We start from the raw sequence: 14,911 nt of genomic DNA, 5'->3' as shown, positions 1-14,911 counted from the left end.
TTCTCTTCCCTAACAGCTGATAAAACAATGAGTACAAGAAATGGGACGTAAAAACGAAGGCTTGCTAAATAGCAAACCTTCGTATTACAAATTATTATTTACCTAAAGCTTTCTTATTTTCTGTCCATACTTTTGTTACATAATCAAGGAATTTCTCATAGCCAACCTTGATAGAATCTTCATGTGCTTTATCAAGAATTGCTAATGCTTCTGCATCAGTCTTCGCATACATCGATTTTGCTCTTGCTGTTAACCAGATATCTCTGACACTTTGTCTGATAATCCCTTCTTCACTGTCTGGAGCCGGATCCCAATTCAGGAACTCCGTAAAGTCACCTTGCGAAGCCCAAGTTACTTCCATCTGCCAACGGTTACTAAAGTCAATCTTGTCAGCTGGAAGGGTTTGCAACATCATTTTCTTTGTATTATCCAAGAAAACAGTATTACCTACCCATACCAAGTCACCGGCTTTTCCGTTAATTTCGGACAGAGCTTCTGGCTCATTCAGATATTTATCTTTATTAAATTTAGGAGTAAGTCCATCTGCTTCAAATCCATCCCAATACCCTTCTGGTCCTGGAGGTCCCCAGTTAAGAACCATAGAACCTTCTGGTCCTGTCATCCAGTCAAGCATAGCGAATACAGCCTCTGGATTTTTAGCGTTTTTAGTGATTGTAGCAACGTTCCAACCTAACTGATTATACGTTCCTGGAGTAATCTTACTTTGATCCAAACCAGCTTTGTAAATCGGTTTAATAAACATATATCCAGCTTCCGGATCCATCTTCTTCATCTCTTCATCAGCAGTGGCGAGCAATTTCATTGGATCAAAAGTCGCAATAACAGCAAACTTGCCATTCATCGCTTTCTCTCTAATTTGATCTTCTGTTTGAGTATTCGCATCCTGCGTCATTAGCTTCTCACGCATTAATTTAGCAGCAAATACAACTGACTCACGGAATCCTTCATCCTTGTATATCGAACCCATTTTGTCGCCATCAGGTACGGCGTATATTCTAGTATACGACAGATTACTCTCTTTAAAAGAGGAGAATAACTGGTCAATTCCGTTACCATCTCTCGCTAAACCCGTCTCGAACGGAATAACGTCAGGGAACTTCGCCTTAACAGCATTTAAATAAGCATACAAATCATCTGTCGTTTCTAGCTTAGGAGAACCAAGCTCTTTGTAAATCTTTTTATTAATAGCATAACCGGCATTTCCGTTTGGCTGAGTTGTATAATAATTCGGCAGCTGATAGATCTTCCCATCAGGGGAACGAAGCAATTCCAAATGTCCAGCTGTTAAGTATTTCTTAAAGTTTGGATATTTATCAATATATTCATCCAAAGGAACTAGCATATCCGCTTGGCGAAGACGTTCTACGTCAGCACCTTTCTCGGTCCACACAATATCCGGCAGCTCGTTACCAACGATCATCGTTTGCAGCTTTTGAGCGTTATTACCACCAGAGCTAATTCCTGTGACATTGATCTTCAGATTATCTAAAATCCATTTAGAAGCAGCATCTTTGCCCCATTTCGGCATTTGATACCAGCCGTAATTTCCGTAGAATGAGACTTCAAGCGGTTCTTTCCCTAATTCATACAAATCAGCCGCAGGTGCTTCAGTTGCTGTGTTGACCGCTGTTCCTCCTTCTTTCTCTGGTTCAGCAGTTGCCGCCGGAGCGCTTGAATTGTTGCCACCACAACCCGCCACCAAAGTCGTTAATAGCAAGGTAGACATCATACCGAGAAGCATCTTTCTCTTAGTCTTCAATGTATTTTCCCCTTTCAATTTGTAATCTATGTTCAAAGCAATACGCTCTAAACCCATTCTCATTCTATCATCCTACTCTTTCAATGATCCGACCAAGACCCCTTTAACGAAGAATCTTTGTAGGAATGGATACACACATACAATCGGAATGGTTGCAACCATGATCGTAGCCATCGTTAATGACTTCGAGGTTATTTTCTTTGCCGAGTTAATATGAGCAATGGAGCTTGCATCTACATTAGACAGCTGTTCTGAAGCAATATTAGAGAACAATATCTGTCTTAAGATGGTCTGAATCGGCATTAACTCCTCTTTCGTAATGTAAATACTCGCTACGAACCACTCATTCCAGTGATTTACTGCTGTGAACAAAGATAATGTTGCTATAACTGGTCCCGACAAAGGAAGTACGATGCGGACAAAAGTCCCCCAATATCCGCAACCGTCAATCTTTGCTGACTCCTCTAAACCTTGTGGAAGGCCTTGAAAGAAGGTCCGGAATATGATCATATTCCATACGCTGACCAGTGCAGGAATTATAAACACCCAAAATGAGTTGAAGAGACCTAAACTTCTGATAAGCATGTAAGACGGAATGAGTCCCCCACCGAAATACATAGTAATGATACACATAATCATGTAGTATTTGCGACCCATCAGTTCACGCTTCGACATTCCATAAGCGAATATCGAAGTGGCCAGTATCGCTGTTACTGTACCGATTACTGTCCGCAATGTAGCAATGACGAATCCACCCATTAGACGAGAATCTTCAAAAACGATCTTATAATTCTCAAGCGTGAACTCACGAACCCAGAAAGTAACTCCACCTTTCGAAGTATCCATCCCCTCATTAAAGGAAATAACAAGTGAGTTCCAAAATGGATAAAAAGCGGAAAATGCCAGTAAGGTCAAAAATACATATATGAATCCTATAAATATTCGATCTCCTATATTAATACGTTTCATAGTTTGGTCCCCCTATATTGAGTAATTCATTACCACAAGCTGTTCCCTGCTCTTCTGGCAATGAAGTTGGCAAAGGTAAGTAATGTCACGCTGATCACGGCCTTGAACAATCCGATAGCAGTCGCATAGGAGTACCTGAAATTGTCTATACCGACACGTACAACATATACATCAACTGAATCTGACACTTCTCGCAGAGCTGGATTGGAAGCTAGGATCAAAATATCTTCGAATCCTGCATTCACCAGATTACCGATTGCCAAAATCATAAAGATGATTACAACTGGCATAATTGAAGGCAACGTTATCAAATATATCTGTTTAAACCGACTTGCACCATCCATCGAAGCCGCTTCGTATAAATGCGGGTCAATACCAGCAATGGCAGCTAAGTACACGATTGAAGCAAATCCAATTTCTTTCCATACATTGGTTGTAACTAAAATGCCCCAGAAATATTCTGTCATGGAAAGGAAGTTGATCGGTTCATCAATGAATTTCAATTTCTCAAGCAGCATATTTATACTGCCGTTATCTACGGATAACATCGAGGTAACCATTGAGCCGATAACTACCCAAGATAAGAAGTGAGGCAAGTAAGTAACGGTCTGAATCACCCGTTTAAAGAACATCTTACGGACTTCGTTCAGCATTAACGCCAAAATAATCGGTGCAGGAAATCCAAAACAAAACTTCAGTAAGCTGATGATGATTGTATTTTTCATAACCACTTCAAATTCAGGAGCATTAAAGAAGTAAATAAAGTGCTTTAAGCCAACCCAGTCACTGCTAATAAAGCTATTCCCTAACTTGTAATCCTGGAATGCAATTAGAATCCCGTACATGGGGATATAGGCAAAAATAAAAACTAGAACAAGTGCTGGCAATACCATAAGCTGTAGATCTATTTGCTTAAAAAAGCGTCTGATCCCGCTAGTTCGTTGCTTGTTTAGATTCGGTCCGGATCTCTTGTCTGGTGCGACGCTTGCGTTCGCCATAGGTGAATCCTCCTTGTGATGATTTTGAAGATATGTACAGATAATTGATGTCCTTTCTCCCTCCGCTATAGTTGCAACATTTATAAAATAATCATAAGGTTTAAGCGCTTTCAAAAATATATGACAAAACAACTATTATTGATACTTTGACACTCTCTTGCATTAGCTCGTCTCATATTCCTTAAGCTTGAATAAAAAAAGACACATACAGAGATAACATCTGCATGTGTCTTTGACTTTCTCCTTAATTAGCAAGAGTCCTCAGTATTTCTTCATTTATCTTTTCAGTAATTACTTTTTGGACCTTCCCATTATCCAGATAAACAATAGAAGGAACTGAATCTATCCCTAGCTTGGCAGCAAGTCCGGGTGACTTATATACATCTACCTTTGTGACCCTGACATCCGAATGGGATTGCTCAAATCCCTCAATTAAAGGCAATAACTCCCGACAGGAAGGATCTGTGGCATTCCATAAATAAACAACAGATGCTTTGCCTTGATTCAGAATTTGATGCTCATACACCTCACATTCAGAGATATACTTCTCTGCACCATACCCTGCAATGGCACCATCGCCAACAGCGGTAGCAACTTGTTTTAGAAATTTATCGCACACATCTCCTGCTGCAAAGACCCCAGGTATATTCGTTTCCATTTTCTCATTAATAAGTACATATCCATTACGATTTAAGTCTACTACCCCTGATAAAACTTCTGTGTTCGGGGTGTATCCAATAAATAAGAAACATGAATCGACCTTAACGCTTTGCAGTTCATTAGATTTTAAATTTTTCAGGACGACGGAATTCAAACGTTCCTCACCTTCGAAAGAACTTACCACCGTATTCCACATGAATTTCATTTTAGGGTTTTCTAGTGCCTGCGTTTTGGCAATTTCATTACAATCCATTTTCCCATGATCATGCATGACAGATACGATCACTTTATCTGCAAACTTAGTCAGAAACATCCCTTCCTCAATAGCTGCATCACCACTGCCAACGACCATAACTGTTTTCCCCGTATTTGCCGCAGCGTCACAGGTTGCACAGAAGGAAATTCCTTTATCATATAAGAACATATCTTCATTAGCTGCACCTGTAATTCTTGGTTTTCCTCCACTGGCTATGATAATGACTTTACATTCATATCGAACCCGAAAGGTTTCCACTACTTTTATCTCTTCCGCTGCCGAGACAGATTTGACATCTGTCATTTTGAAATCAACACCAAATTTTTTGGCTTGTTTATGAAATAATCCCATAAGATCTGTTCCGGTCGTTCCTTCAGGAAAACCAGGATAATTTTCTATTTCATTAGTATAAGTCGCAAGACCGCCTACCAGCGATTTTTCCAAAAGAAGTGTCTTCAATTTTGCTCGTCCACAATAGATCCCTGCTGTTAATCCAGCAGCCCCGCCACCGATAATGACGACATCATACTGTTCTGTCTTCTTTTCCATTTCAATTGACCCTCCTGTGTAGACTATGATTTCAATAAAATAGGCTGACTCTCGTCAGCACTATAAGCTCAGTCTATTTCACTTTTACATAAAGAATTTGGCTAATAATTTACTGCCTATAAATGCACCAACCAGCAGGAACAATCCAAAAATCCAGCCTGAAAGCGATAAAGAAGCTATAGCCGTAAATAATGCACCTATATTACATCCATTAGCCAGTCTAGCTCCGTACCCCATGAGCAACCCACCAAGTACAGCCGCCACTACCTGCTTTTTGGACTTAATTTTCTTAAGCTTGAACTCGGAAGCAAACAATGTCGCTGCTAATGCACCTAAGATAATCCCTACATTTCGAATAGACCCACCATCATTCAAAAATCCGGAAGATAATGTTTTTTGAGCTTTCTCCGTACTAAAGTAAGCCCAGTTATCTACATTTCCTCCTACCAGTCGATACGCCCAAGCTCCCCAGTCCGCGAAGGCGCTGGTTACTCCCCATCCTTTTGAGAAAACAGCCAGATGTGCTGTAGCGAACACAGCGAGAAGTACAGCTCCAGTTACATAAGTAAACGGTTCTTTGAGCAATTGCTTGTAAAAGCGGTTAGACGATATCTTCAACCAGAATTCGTTCACCGTTTCATTCACCGTCCTTTCCTACTTAGCGATCCTATTTTACCTTCTCAATAACAACTTCCCACTCGCCATCATCGACCTCTTCGATTTCCACATTATGTCCCTGTTTTCTCGCCCATTCTGGTACGTTTTTCATTGCGCAGCTATGATCAATAGCAACAACTAGAACGTCTCCAACATTTAGTTCAGTCATTTTCTTCTCTGTTCTCATTAACGGTACCGGACAAGCTTCTCCCAGGCAATCAAGTGTAAATTCAGCCATCTTAAAAACCACCTTTTATATTTTTTAAAATTCCTAATAGTGAAAATATTCACGTAATAACTTAAACTAATCTGCGCTTCCCATCTTTTTCTCTTGCCATTTAACTGCAGCGATGTACAACAGAAGAATGATCAGGAACTGAACAACTAGTGCTCCAAGCCAACCAAAGACGTCTGGTAAAAATACAGTGGGTGCATCCTTTATAACGTTAGCTCTCCACCAACCCATATCATGTGATCCCCAAAGTGACCCAATGACAAAAAACACAAGTGACAACATCTGCATCGTGAATCCTTCACCTACACGCATCAATGTACCCGAAGCGCAACCCCCTGCAATAACCATGCCAATTCCGAATAATACTGCGCCAATTATCAAAGCAAAACTGATTTGACCCACATTATCCATCCCAGGAATCGGTTTACCTTCCAGGAATGCTGGATACTTTATGGCTGTAAATCCGATCGTAGCGAGAGAAAATGCTATCAGTACAGCTCTTGTTACCGATGTGCTGCCTGTAATACATGGATCTCTAAGTGATGCAGTAAAACAGAAACGTGATCTTTGCAAAATAACGCCAAACGAAATACCGAAAAGCAGGTAGACAACCATTTTATCGTGGGAATGGTCTAGGAAAAAACCAAACCCAATAATGAGAACTGTGACCAGCAACGCGATGGGCAACTGACTCTTTTTAGGTTTTCTAGGAGCTCTGGTTCGGATTGATTTCGTTTCGGGACTTACGGTTTGCCCCATAGTCTAACACCTCCATCGTTTTATGTAATTGACTATGTGAAAATAGTAACATACTTATTTGCGCTGTGGTTATCTGCTTTCTTTATGCTGTATAAGTGTTACTAATGGCACAGATGGAGCGTAATCAAGTATGCTATAGTTTGCACTAACAGCGGGCAACAGGAGGAATAAGTATGAATATGGAAACGCTTAAATTATTTTTAGATATTGCTTCGTTAAAAAGTATATCTAAAGCCGCTCAGAAATCTCATATCACCCAATCCGCACTGAGTCAGCAGTTGAAATCCTGGGAGAATACCTTGGGTTCTGAGCTTTTTGTGAGAAGTAATAAAGGGGCCAGCCTAACAGAAGCAGGGATTATAGCAGAGAAGTATGCGGAGCAAATCTGTAAATTGTATGATGATATGGTCACAGAGATCAATCATTTACAGCCAACACAACATGAGCTGTCTATTTATGCGATTCCAGAAGTCTGTAATTATGCCCTGCCATGTACCTTATATGAGGTAAAAAAGCATTTTCCCAATTGCCATATCACTCTAAACGAAGGGGCATCGTCACTAGTAGAAGAACGTTTGCTTCTTGAAGAAGGTGATGTTGGCTTTATTTCCGGACCTTCCCCGAAATCTGAATTAAGCTCCAATATGGTGTTTTCTGATCAAGTTATGCTAGTGGCAAGCAGTACGACCGTTTGTCCTGATAAAATCACACTGAATGAGCTCCCTAAATATCCGTTAATCTGGTCCTCACAGCTTCATTGTGTGCAAAGGGCTTTAAATAACATATCTGCGAGTGAGCTTAAATTAAACATACTGTTTAATCTGGACTCCCTTGAGGCGGTAAAGCTTGCTGCAATTAGAGGACATGGTGTTGCCTTTCTGCCTTATATGTCCATAAAAAAAGAGTTGTATAGTAAACAACTCAAGATTATTCATATTGATCAGTTCCAAGTAAATAACGATGTCTACATGGTAAAAAAACATAATCAGCGTTGTGACAATGATACGAAACAATTAATTCGTTATATAGAAAAGACATTGATTGATACATTGTGTTGAACTTATATCTCAATCGTAATCTCCCATACCCCATTAATAACTTCTTGGATGGTACATTTCAAATTTGAACCACGACAGTAATCCGTGATGGAAACTTTTGCGCAGCTATGATCAGTAACCAGCATCACCTGTTCGCCATTTTGAATGGCTTTTTGATGTTTTTTTAACATCATTACTGGTACTGGACAGATTTCTCCCAGACAATCAATTTCAATCATGAAGTTACCATACTGAATTGAATGGGTAGCACCCCCACGTTTGTTTCGATCTTTATCGAGCCAGCCTCACCAAGGATCCCCTTTGTTTTTAAAGCAAATAAAGATGCCATTGTAGCATGTCCACAAAGATTGATCTCATGGGCTGGCGTAAAATACTTAAGCCTTAAATCAGCTACATCTGATGAGACTACAAAAACTGTTTCGTTAAAACCGACCTTATGAGCTATCGCTTGCATGTCACTTTCGCTCAAATGAGCCGCATCTAATACTACACCAGCTGGATTTCCTTTGTTGGGATAAGGAGAAAAAGCATCATAATGAAGTACTTTTATGTTGTTCATTGGTTAGTCTCCTTTCAATTTATTTCAAAGCTTGATAACTTCACGAAGTGAGAAACTCAGCAGTAAAAATTTCTATTTCTCTTAAAACTTCTTGGCGGTTAGATATCGCATTACATATATAAAAACGGTCTTTATTGTGCTCATAAAACTGTTTAATTACATTAGGCTGCTGATTTAAGAATTCTTTATGAAGAGCTTCACAATCAATTTCAAGATGAGTATCATGAAGTTCCTTGAGTTCAAATACAAGGACATCTTTTTTGTGCTGGATTATTTCACAGACCACATCTTTTGCGTATATACCGTGAGTTAATAAGATTCTTAATGCCGATAGGTCATTGGCTTTTTCCTGTGAAATCTTAATTAATTCTGCTTGTATCTGTTGGACTTGTTTCGTGTTCCAATGATCAATTAATTTTTCGAAAATCCAATACACCCATTCTTGATCATCGCTGTGTTGATTTAGTACATCTTTAACATATGGAATCATCGGATCCCCTATTTCAAGTAAAAAACCAGCTATTTCCCCCGCACCTGGCCAATTTAAATCTTGTATCCATTCAAGCAAACCCGGCAATATGCTTTTCACACGTGGATATCCTAAACGTATGACTGTTTCAGCCGCTCCATCCAAATAGTCTTTTGATATAGGTTGTACTAATAAATGCAAAGCTTCATCCTTTATATATTGAAGCTTATTAATTGCATCTTCCTTTTCCTCTTCGCGTGTGTGCCATGATAATTTTTTGATTAGACTAGATGCTTCTTCCACTAGATTCACCCTTTGAACTTGAATTTTCCACCACGCCGTTCTAGCTACAACACTGCTTTCTTCCGCTTCATTATCCAAATTATTAATAAGACGATAACCGATGTCCCCAATAAGAAATACATCCAAATCGTTTTTTTAACCAATTCATCATTGGGATAATGGCCTTTATTATAAGCTTTTACAAAGATATCCTCTTGGGTCTTAATAGCAATGTAATCTTTTGGATCCGTATTGATAATTGAGTAGTAGGGCGTACCTTTAGGATAAATATTCGAGAAATTTCCCCTGTACGTGCCTTCCTCATCGGAATATTTAGTTACATGCCCTATCTTCTTATCGATTTCTTCGGAGGGGATGAGTTCATCGTCTGATATTTCGTAGATGTCACCTGAATAAACAACAAACGAACCGGCCCAATCCGCGGAGACCGCATGTAATGGCAATAAAGCAATTATGGCTAGAATTACAATAATGAATTTCTTCATCTCAACCTCCTAGCTTTGGGATTCGATTGATTTATAGATTGTTTTGAAATCTTTTCCATTATTTAATCCATCAATAAGCTCCACTAAACCTGACAAAGATTCCAAACCATCTATTAATTTCTGAATGGGCGATCACATCCGCGTTAAATCCGTCTGGATCAATATCGTTCAAAAGTATCGTTGTTGTGACCTCTGTAAAATCTGGTTCTACATAACAGGTTGAGGATTTATTATATAGACTACAATCAGCATCAGAAGCAAAAATGAAAGAAATGCGGTGATGATTATGAGTTTCTTTCTTTTTTTGATCATAGGGATTAACTCCTTACGGTTTAGATACAAAGTGATTTCCGATAAATGTATTTATGATCCTCATCCATATCCGATGATTTCATATACCCCACACTGCGCCAAAACCTTTCATTTGCATCATTAGTCGGGGTTAACTCGATATACTTTGCACCGTCTGCATAAACATGTTTTTCGACCATTGAATAGGCAAATTCACCATACCCTAAATTCCGATACGTAGGTTCAATATAATACTCCATTAAAAAACACTTTCCACCCTCATCAAAATAAGTAATATACATTATAAATCCAAGCACAGTACCGTCCTTATGTATAAGAAACAAATTTAAAGGATTTATATCTCTTGTTCTTAGCTCTTCAATGATCTCTCTATACTCGTCTGAATAAAAGTAATCCAGGTCAAAATCATCGCCCATAGATACATGGAGAGATAATTCATCAATGTAACTATTAAAAAGTCCCCAAAATATATCCACATCCGATTGATCTTTTGCTGCAAAAACTTTTAAATGGGTCGTATTCATTTCAACCTCCTTAATCATAGTTTTTAATGAAAATCTTAAACGAGCTCTCAATTGCGTCAAAATCAGTCGAGCCAATAATTTGATCCATAACCTTGCCATCAGAGTTTATAAAAAACAACGCAGGAAAAGCTTGTTCACCAAATTGTTTATGGAGATCACCTGTTTCATCTAGGAGAACAGGATACTTTATGTTGTAATCCGCCACGTATTGTTTTACTTCAGAAAGATCATCTTGATAAAGCAAATTGATTCCGTATATGTTCACTCTATTTTTATATTTCTCATACAATGAGACAATCTTAGGAGCGTCGTCATTACAATATGGACACCATGAGGTGAAAAATACGAATACAGTCGGTTTCTCCGAAAAGTCCACTTGAATTTTGTTTCCATTCGCCAACTCTTTTAGTTCAATGTTATCAGGACTCTTAATGGGTTTAGAAGAGTTGTTTACTACGACAAATATAATCGAGCTTAATGCAATCAAAAATATAAATGTACTTACAATAATAGATATCTTCTTCAAAAATCATCCGTCCTTTTATACTTCCTTAGTTACATTAAGCTTTTTCCATTTGCGAATCTTAGAACGAAAAGTCTTAAACGGTGCTACTGAATTAATATGAATCCATTTGACCATTGGCCATCTTGGATTGTTTCCTGTCCATTTCCGCACGCCTTGCGTAAAAAGTTCTTCATCACTTAAAGAATCAATCCAGTTCTGCCACTGATGTTCTGTCTCTTGAAATAAAGATCTTAACTCATCTAATGAGTAGGCAGCATATGTATGATAAAACGATTGATATAATCCGCCAAGTTGATTCCATTTATAATCTGGTGAAGGTGTAATAACGGTTAACCCTGCTTTTTCATCCTTATCCCATTTCATAACAAGATGCAACCAGCCCAATTGATAAGCAATGATTTCTGCTGGGGTACGATCAACCCCTTCCATACGATTGTCTCTTTGGGAGTTCTCAATACCATCAAATTCATGATCAAGAGACTGATAGGAAATATGAATCGCATCTTTCAATTCTTCTTTTGATAGATAATCGTGTGTTGACATCATACCCCTCCTTTAAATCACTTTATTAAATTACTTTACAAATGTATTATGTACTCGCTCTGATTTCAATAAATATGCTCCATTTCCAAGTTCTCTGGCAAGAGGAATTTGATAAAGAATTTTACAAAGTGATTTTATCACCCACAACAATACACTTACTGTTACTGCCATGCCCAAGCTCAGCTGTCTTTATGATAGGAATGGAGGCGGAATGGCTAATTTCCTTCACATACTCTTCTACTATCGGGAATTCATTAAAGTTCTCAAGTTCTGAAAACGACCCTAGAATCAATCCAGCACAAGCATCAAAATATTTCAATTGCTGGAGCTGAGCAAAAAAGGAGACTATTTTGTTAGCTCTGCCACTTAAACTCTCCAACAATAAAATTTTGTCCGAAGGATCCGGAAAATAGCTTGTCCCTGCCAGCTTCAAAAAGCAGCGAATATTCCCCCCGATTACTATCCCGCTCATCTGGTTACCACGAACCCAATGATACCGGAAATCGTAAAGATCGTTTTGACCCTCGAAGAATGTTCGATAAAAAGCCCTTTGCTGCTCCGCCCCATCAGAAGACACTAAATTCATCAACTGATAATGATAGGATTTCGAATTATTTTGCGTATATAAAGCGTTCAAAATAACTGACAAATCACTCATTCCGAAAAAGGGTTTGGGGGTCATTCGGATACTTTCATAGTCTATGTACTCTAAGATCTGATTGGCAGAATCCCCACCTGAAATATCGAATATCGCGCTAATTTCAGTATTTTTAAATAGTTGATTCAGCTCCACTGCTCTTTCCATGGGATTGCCGCTGAAATAACCCTCTTTTCTAAACAAAGTATTAGCCACCACTACATGGAGTCCAAATGAATGCAAAACTCTTTTTAATTCCTCTACTTTTGCTAGGTTTTCTACTCTCACACCATCTGAACAAGCAATCAGTCCTACTTTATTCCCGTGAGTAAATTTTAAGGTTGTGTTCATTTTAATAATCCTTTCGATTCTACTTTTTAGTTTAATCTCCTCAAATTTACGATCATATTTACACCATACCATATTTAGGGATTTGAATCATTTTCTTCTTGAAATTATGAAACCACAACATGGTAATATAAGTATAATAATGCAAGATCAAATACATTGGGGGTGTACTAATGCGTAAATCACCGTTGATATTAAGCATGATATTATTATCCCTAGCGTTAATTATGGGATGTAGTTCAGAAGTAGATGATGCTACTAAAGCCGCAGAGAAATATAAAAATGTAGAATATACCGTCAAGGCTTCTGAGGATTTAATGTCTGATGAATCCATTCTTGCGCGAAATGAAGAGATGAAACCGTATTTTACAGAATACTTTTCCGAAAAAGCTATAGCGAACCGAATTACAACTATCCCATTTAAAATCGCTGATAAACAAAAGCTTTCTTTAAAACCGGAAAACCTAAAATTCAACCTTTCCGAACAAAAAAAGGATATTGTCGAGTTAAAATATACGGTGGATCTTGTTTTATTGGATAAGGATGACAAAGAAAGTAAACGTGTACCTTTGGAAGGTATATTGACTCTCTTTGATGTGGACGGTAAATGGTTAGTTCAAGGGGATCGATTTGATACTGTAGCATTAATGAACTTGATTGATGGGTAAATTTGAATATCCTTCTTATCATAAAAAGCAGACTGCTCTAATGAGCAACCTGCTTTTTTTGAATTACATTATTTTTTTGCTCATCCTATAATTGACCAACAAAACACCTTTTCGTTCTACACTTTGTTTCGCAATAACCTGGTACCCCAATCGTTCAAAAAAAGGTTTAGCAGTGATGCTTGCTTCGGTATCCATTTCATAAAGACCCTGTTCTTTTGCTTTCAATTCAAGCTTATTCGCCAATGCAGAGGCTACACCTTGCCCTTGGTAATCCTTGTGAACATATAATCGATCCAAATGTCCTTCTGCTGTCATATCAGAAAAGCCCACAATAATATTATTAATTTGGGCTACATAAGTGATATTTTGACGTAAAGTTGCTCTCCAAGTATTAAGCTTAAGTGCCTCTTCCTCTTTAGGTGCCCAAGCATCCAGCTGTTCCTGTGAGTAGTCTTGTTTGTTTACGGAATGAACTGTTTCGTAGAACAATGAGACAATTTGACTAAGATCCGATTCTCGGTAAGCTCTAATATTCATTTTGATCTCCTTGCTGGCGATTGTAGTAACAGAAGTCAATCTCAAAACTCCACTAGATCGATTTTCCGGCCAGATTCAGCACTTTCCAGCGCTCCGAACACCATTGCCATACTATACCGATTATCTCTACAATTCGTCTCTGCAGGACGTTGCTCTGCCAATGACAAGAACATCTCATCCAAACACCCTTGATGGAATGTTTTACTCATCTCAACGTTTTCACCATTTACACGCTTTACGTCACGAATGAACATATCACTCTGATCTCCTGCAGTAACTACCTCAGCATATGGCAGCTCATGACCATCCCAGATTGCGGTTCCTTTCTCCCCGTTAACCCGCCAAGAAGCTTCCCATGACGTGGATGCACCTTCTGCACACCAAGATCCCTGATAGGTAAATATTGAACCGTCGGACATCTCGAAAATGCACACTGCCGACGCATTCCCCTCATACCATGAACCGGGAGGATTAAACTCCTGACAGTATACGGACACAGGGTTCGCGCCACTAATAAACCGGGCCTGGTCGAAGGTATGAATCGCCATATCCAGCAGCAACGGACTTTTCATAACATCACGGAACCCCCCGAAATGAGCCCCAAGGAAAAAGCTAGCACCGATAAATCCTGTTCTACCAATCGTTCCTGATTCTATGATTTTTCTTAAAGAACGAATACGAGGATCATAACGGCGGTTCTGCATCACCGCATGAGCGTTTCCAGTCCGTTCCGAGATCTCAACAATCTTATTACATTCCTCCATAGTCTCAGCTAAAGGTTTCTCACTAAACACATTACACCCAAGTTCCAATGCAGTGCTAGAAATATTGAAATGACTTCCTGGAACAGTAACGTCAAAGACGAGATTTGCTGCGGTCTCCTGTATCGCCTGCTTAATATCCGTAAACGTCAGACATGAAATCCCATGCTTCGCGGCCATCGCCTCAGCCGACTCCAACCTTATATCTACTAGAGCAACGATCTTAGTATCTGTACGCAATAAAGCGTATTCAATCCATGCATTAGCCATTCCTCCGCAACCTGCAACCGCTACCCGATACTGTGCTGTCATATTTCT

The 14,911-nt window shown here is 39.0% G+C and carries 18 protein-coding genes and 1 pseudogene; 2 read left to right on the top strand and 17 right to left on the bottom strand.

Features of this window, described 5'->3' with window-relative positions:
- Positions 1 to 94: 94 nt before the first annotated feature.
- From NST58_RS15130 to NST58_RS15100, 7 genes are all read right to left on the bottom strand, one after another.
- A complete protein-coding gene (locus tag NST58_RS15130) occupies positions 95 to 1,780 on the bottom strand; it encodes an extracellular solute-binding protein (RefSeq protein WP_339248608.1) in 1,686 nt (561 codons plus the stop codon).
- 72 nt (positions 1,781 to 1,852) lie between these two features.
- Entirely contained in the window at positions 1,853 to 2,749 is an 897-nt protein-coding gene (locus tag NST58_RS15125; RefSeq protein WP_036678249.1) for a carbohydrate ABC transporter permease, read from the bottom strand.
- Positions 2,750 to 2,778: 29 nt separating this feature from the next.
- The gene (locus NST58_RS15120; RefSeq protein WP_076129315.1) at positions 2,779 to 3,747 is read right to left on the bottom strand and encodes an ABC transporter permease subunit; all 969 of its coding nucleotides are present in this window, start codon (positions 3,745 to 3,747) and stop codon (positions 2,779 to 2,781) included.
- Positions 3,748 to 3,991: 244 nt separating this feature from the next.
- Entirely contained in the window at positions 3,992 to 5,212 is a 1,221-nt protein-coding gene (locus NST58_RS15115) for an FAD-dependent oxidoreductase (RefSeq protein ID WP_076129314.1), read from the bottom strand.
- Positions 5,213 to 5,296: 84 nt separating this feature from the next.
- Positions 5,297 to 5,857, bottom strand: a complete 561-nt coding sequence (locus NST58_RS15110; protein WP_232061338.1) for a YeeE/YedE thiosulfate transporter family protein — start codon at positions 5,855 to 5,857, stop codon at positions 5,297 to 5,299.
- A 22-nt stretch (positions 5,858 to 5,879) separates the two neighbouring features.
- The gene (locus NST58_RS15105; RefSeq protein WP_076129313.1) at positions 5,880 to 6,107 is read right to left on the bottom strand and encodes a sulfurtransferase TusA family protein; all 228 of its coding nucleotides are present in this window, start codon (positions 6,105 to 6,107) and stop codon (positions 5,880 to 5,882) included.
- Positions 6,108 to 6,173: 66 nt separating this feature from the next.
- Entirely contained in the window at positions 6,174 to 6,863 is a 690-nt protein-coding gene (locus NST58_RS15100; protein ID WP_076129312.1) for a YeeE/YedE thiosulfate transporter family protein, read from the bottom strand.
- A 173-nt stretch (positions 6,864 to 7,036) separates the two neighbouring features.
- Here NST58_RS15100 and NST58_RS15095 point away from each other — a divergent pair, with 173 nt between their 5' ends.
- The gene (locus tag NST58_RS15095; RefSeq protein WP_076129311.1) at positions 7,037 to 7,921 is read left to right on the top strand and encodes a LysR family transcriptional regulator; all 885 of its coding nucleotides are present in this window, start codon (positions 7,037 to 7,039) and stop codon (positions 7,919 to 7,921) included.
- A 2-nt stretch (positions 7,922 to 7,923) separates the two neighbouring features.
- Here the strand turns inward: NST58_RS15095 and NST58_RS15090 are convergent, their stop codons facing one another.
- The 8 genes and pseudogenes from NST58_RS15090 to NST58_RS15055 form a co-directional block, all read right to left on the bottom strand.
- Complete coding sequence (locus NST58_RS15090; RefSeq protein ID WP_076129310.1) at positions 7,924 to 8,139, bottom strand: sulfurtransferase TusA family protein; 216 nt, start codon at positions 8,137 to 8,139, stop codon at positions 7,924 to 7,926.
- 14 nt (positions 8,140 to 8,153) lie between these two features.
- Positions 8,154 to 8,480, bottom strand: a pseudogene (locus NST58_RS15085) (PhzF family phenazine biosynthesis isomerase); the annotation flags it as partial.
- Between the two features lie 40 nt (positions 8,481 to 8,520).
- The gene (locus tag NST58_RS15080) at positions 8,521 to 9,252 is read right to left on the bottom strand and encodes a DUF5071 domain-containing protein (RefSeq protein ID WP_339248606.1); all 732 of its coding nucleotides are present in this window, start codon (positions 9,250 to 9,252) and stop codon (positions 8,521 to 8,523) included.
- A 44-nt stretch (positions 9,253 to 9,296) separates the two neighbouring features.
- The gene (locus NST58_RS15075; RefSeq protein WP_175618980.1) at positions 9,297 to 9,737 is read right to left on the bottom strand and encodes a hypothetical protein; all 441 of its coding nucleotides are present in this window, start codon (positions 9,735 to 9,737) and stop codon (positions 9,297 to 9,299) included.
- 332 nt (positions 9,738 to 10,069) lie between these two features.
- Positions 10,070 to 10,573, bottom strand: coding sequence for a GNAT family N-acetyltransferase (locus NST58_RS15070; RefSeq protein ID WP_339248604.1), 504 nt, complete (start codon positions 10,571 to 10,573; stop codon positions 10,070 to 10,072).
- A gap of 10 nt (positions 10,574 to 10,583) precedes the next feature.
- Positions 10,584 to 11,099, bottom strand: coding sequence for a TlpA disulfide reductase family protein (locus tag NST58_RS15065; RefSeq protein WP_312148016.1), 516 nt, complete (start codon positions 11,097 to 11,099; stop codon positions 10,584 to 10,586).
- A gap of 15 nt (positions 11,100 to 11,114) precedes the next feature.
- Positions 11,115 to 11,642 carry a ClbS/DfsB family four-helix bundle protein gene (locus NST58_RS15060; RefSeq protein ID WP_076194318.1) on the bottom strand — a complete coding sequence of 176 codons (528 nt, stop codon included), beginning with the start codon at positions 11,640 to 11,642 and terminating at the stop codon, positions 11,115 to 11,117.
- A 121-nt stretch (positions 11,643 to 11,763) separates the two neighbouring features.
- Positions 11,764 to 12,630, bottom strand: a complete 867-nt coding sequence (locus NST58_RS15055) for a S66 peptidase family protein (protein WP_076281134.1) — start codon at positions 12,628 to 12,630, stop codon at positions 11,764 to 11,766.
- A gap of 170 nt (positions 12,631 to 12,800) precedes the next feature.
- Here NST58_RS15055 and NST58_RS15050 point away from each other — a divergent pair, with 170 nt between their 5' ends.
- The gene (locus tag NST58_RS15050; RefSeq protein WP_076129305.1) at positions 12,801 to 13,295 is read left to right on the top strand and encodes a hypothetical protein; all 495 of its coding nucleotides are present in this window, start codon (positions 12,801 to 12,803) and stop codon (positions 13,293 to 13,295) included.
- Between the two features lie 63 nt (positions 13,296 to 13,358).
- Here the strand turns inward: NST58_RS15050 and NST58_RS15045 are convergent, their stop codons facing one another.
- Together NST58_RS15045 and NST58_RS15040 are read right to left on the bottom strand one after the other, a co-directional pair.
- Positions 13,359 to 13,832, bottom strand: a complete 474-nt coding sequence (locus NST58_RS15045; RefSeq protein WP_339248602.1) for a GNAT family N-acetyltransferase — start codon at positions 13,830 to 13,832, stop codon at positions 13,359 to 13,361.
- Positions 13,833 to 13,873: 41 nt separating this feature from the next.
- On the bottom strand, positions 13,874 to 14,905 hold the full coding sequence (locus NST58_RS15040; protein WP_339248600.1) for a Gfo/Idh/MocA family oxidoreductase: 1,032 nt from the start codon (positions 14,903 to 14,905) through the stop codon (positions 13,874 to 13,876).
- Positions 14,906 to 14,911 lie beyond the last annotated feature (6 nt).

The sequence above is a fragment of the Paenibacillus sp. FSL R10-2796 genome, assembly GCF_037965315.1.
Classification (GTDB): Bacteria; Bacillota; Bacilli; order Paenibacillales; family Paenibacillaceae; genus Paenibacillus_AQ; species Paenibacillus_AQ odorifer.
Note: the sequence above shows the minus strand (reverse complement) of the source record. Positions and strands in the feature narration are given on the sequence as shown.

Bases quoted from the DNA above. Each gene is read 5' to 3' on its own strand.
- NST58_RS15090 (WP_076129310.1), bottom strand. From the start codon at position 8,139: ATGATTGAAATTGATTGTCTGGGAGAAATCTGTCCAGTACCAGTAATG.
- NST58_RS15100 (WP_076129312.1), bottom strand. From the start codon at position 6,863: ATGGGGCAAACCGTAAGTCCCGAAACGAAATCAATCCGAACCAGAGCT.
- NST58_RS15095 (WP_076129311.1), top strand. From the start codon at position 7,037: ATGAATATGGAAACGCTTAAATTATTTTTAGATATTGCTTCGTTAAAA.
- NST58_RS15120 (WP_076129315.1), bottom strand. From the start codon at position 3,747: ATGGCGAACGCAAGCGTCGCACCAGACAAGAGATCCGGACCGAATCTA.
- NST58_RS15055 (WP_076281134.1), bottom strand. From the start codon at position 12,630: ATGAACACAACCTTAAAATTTACTCACGGGAATAAAGTAGGACTGATT.
- NST58_RS15105 (WP_076129313.1), bottom strand. From the start codon at position 6,107: ATGGCTGAATTTACACTTGATTGCCTGGGAGAAGCTTGTCCGGTACCG.
- NST58_RS15050 (WP_076129305.1), top strand. From the start codon at position 12,801: ATGCGTAAATCACCGTTGATATTAAGCATGATATTATTATCCCTAGCG.
- NST58_RS15070 (WP_339248604.1), bottom strand. From the start codon at position 10,573: ATGAATACGACCCATTTAAAAGTTTTTGCAGCAAAAGATCAATCGGAT.
- NST58_RS15045 (WP_339248602.1), bottom strand. From the start codon at position 13,832: ATGAATATTAGAGCTTACCGAGAATCGGATCTTAGTCAAATTGTCTCA.
- NST58_RS15040 (WP_339248600.1), bottom strand. From the start codon at position 14,905: ATGACAGCACAGTATCGGGTAGCGGTTGCAGGTTGCGGAGGAATGGCT.
- NST58_RS15125 (WP_036678249.1), bottom strand. From the start codon at position 2,749: ATGAAACGTATTAATATAGGAGATCGAATATTTATAGGATTCATATAT.
- NST58_RS15075 (WP_175618980.1), bottom strand. From the start codon at position 9,737: ATGAAGAAATTCATTATTGTAATTCTAGCCATAATTGCTTTATTGCCA.
- NST58_RS15060 (WP_076194318.1), bottom strand. From the start codon at position 11,642: ATGTCAACACACGATTATCTATCAAAAGAAGAATTGAAAGATGCGATT.
- NST58_RS15115 (WP_076129314.1), bottom strand. From the start codon at position 5,212: ATGGAAAAGAAGACAGAACAGTATGATGTCGTCATTATCGGTGGCGGG.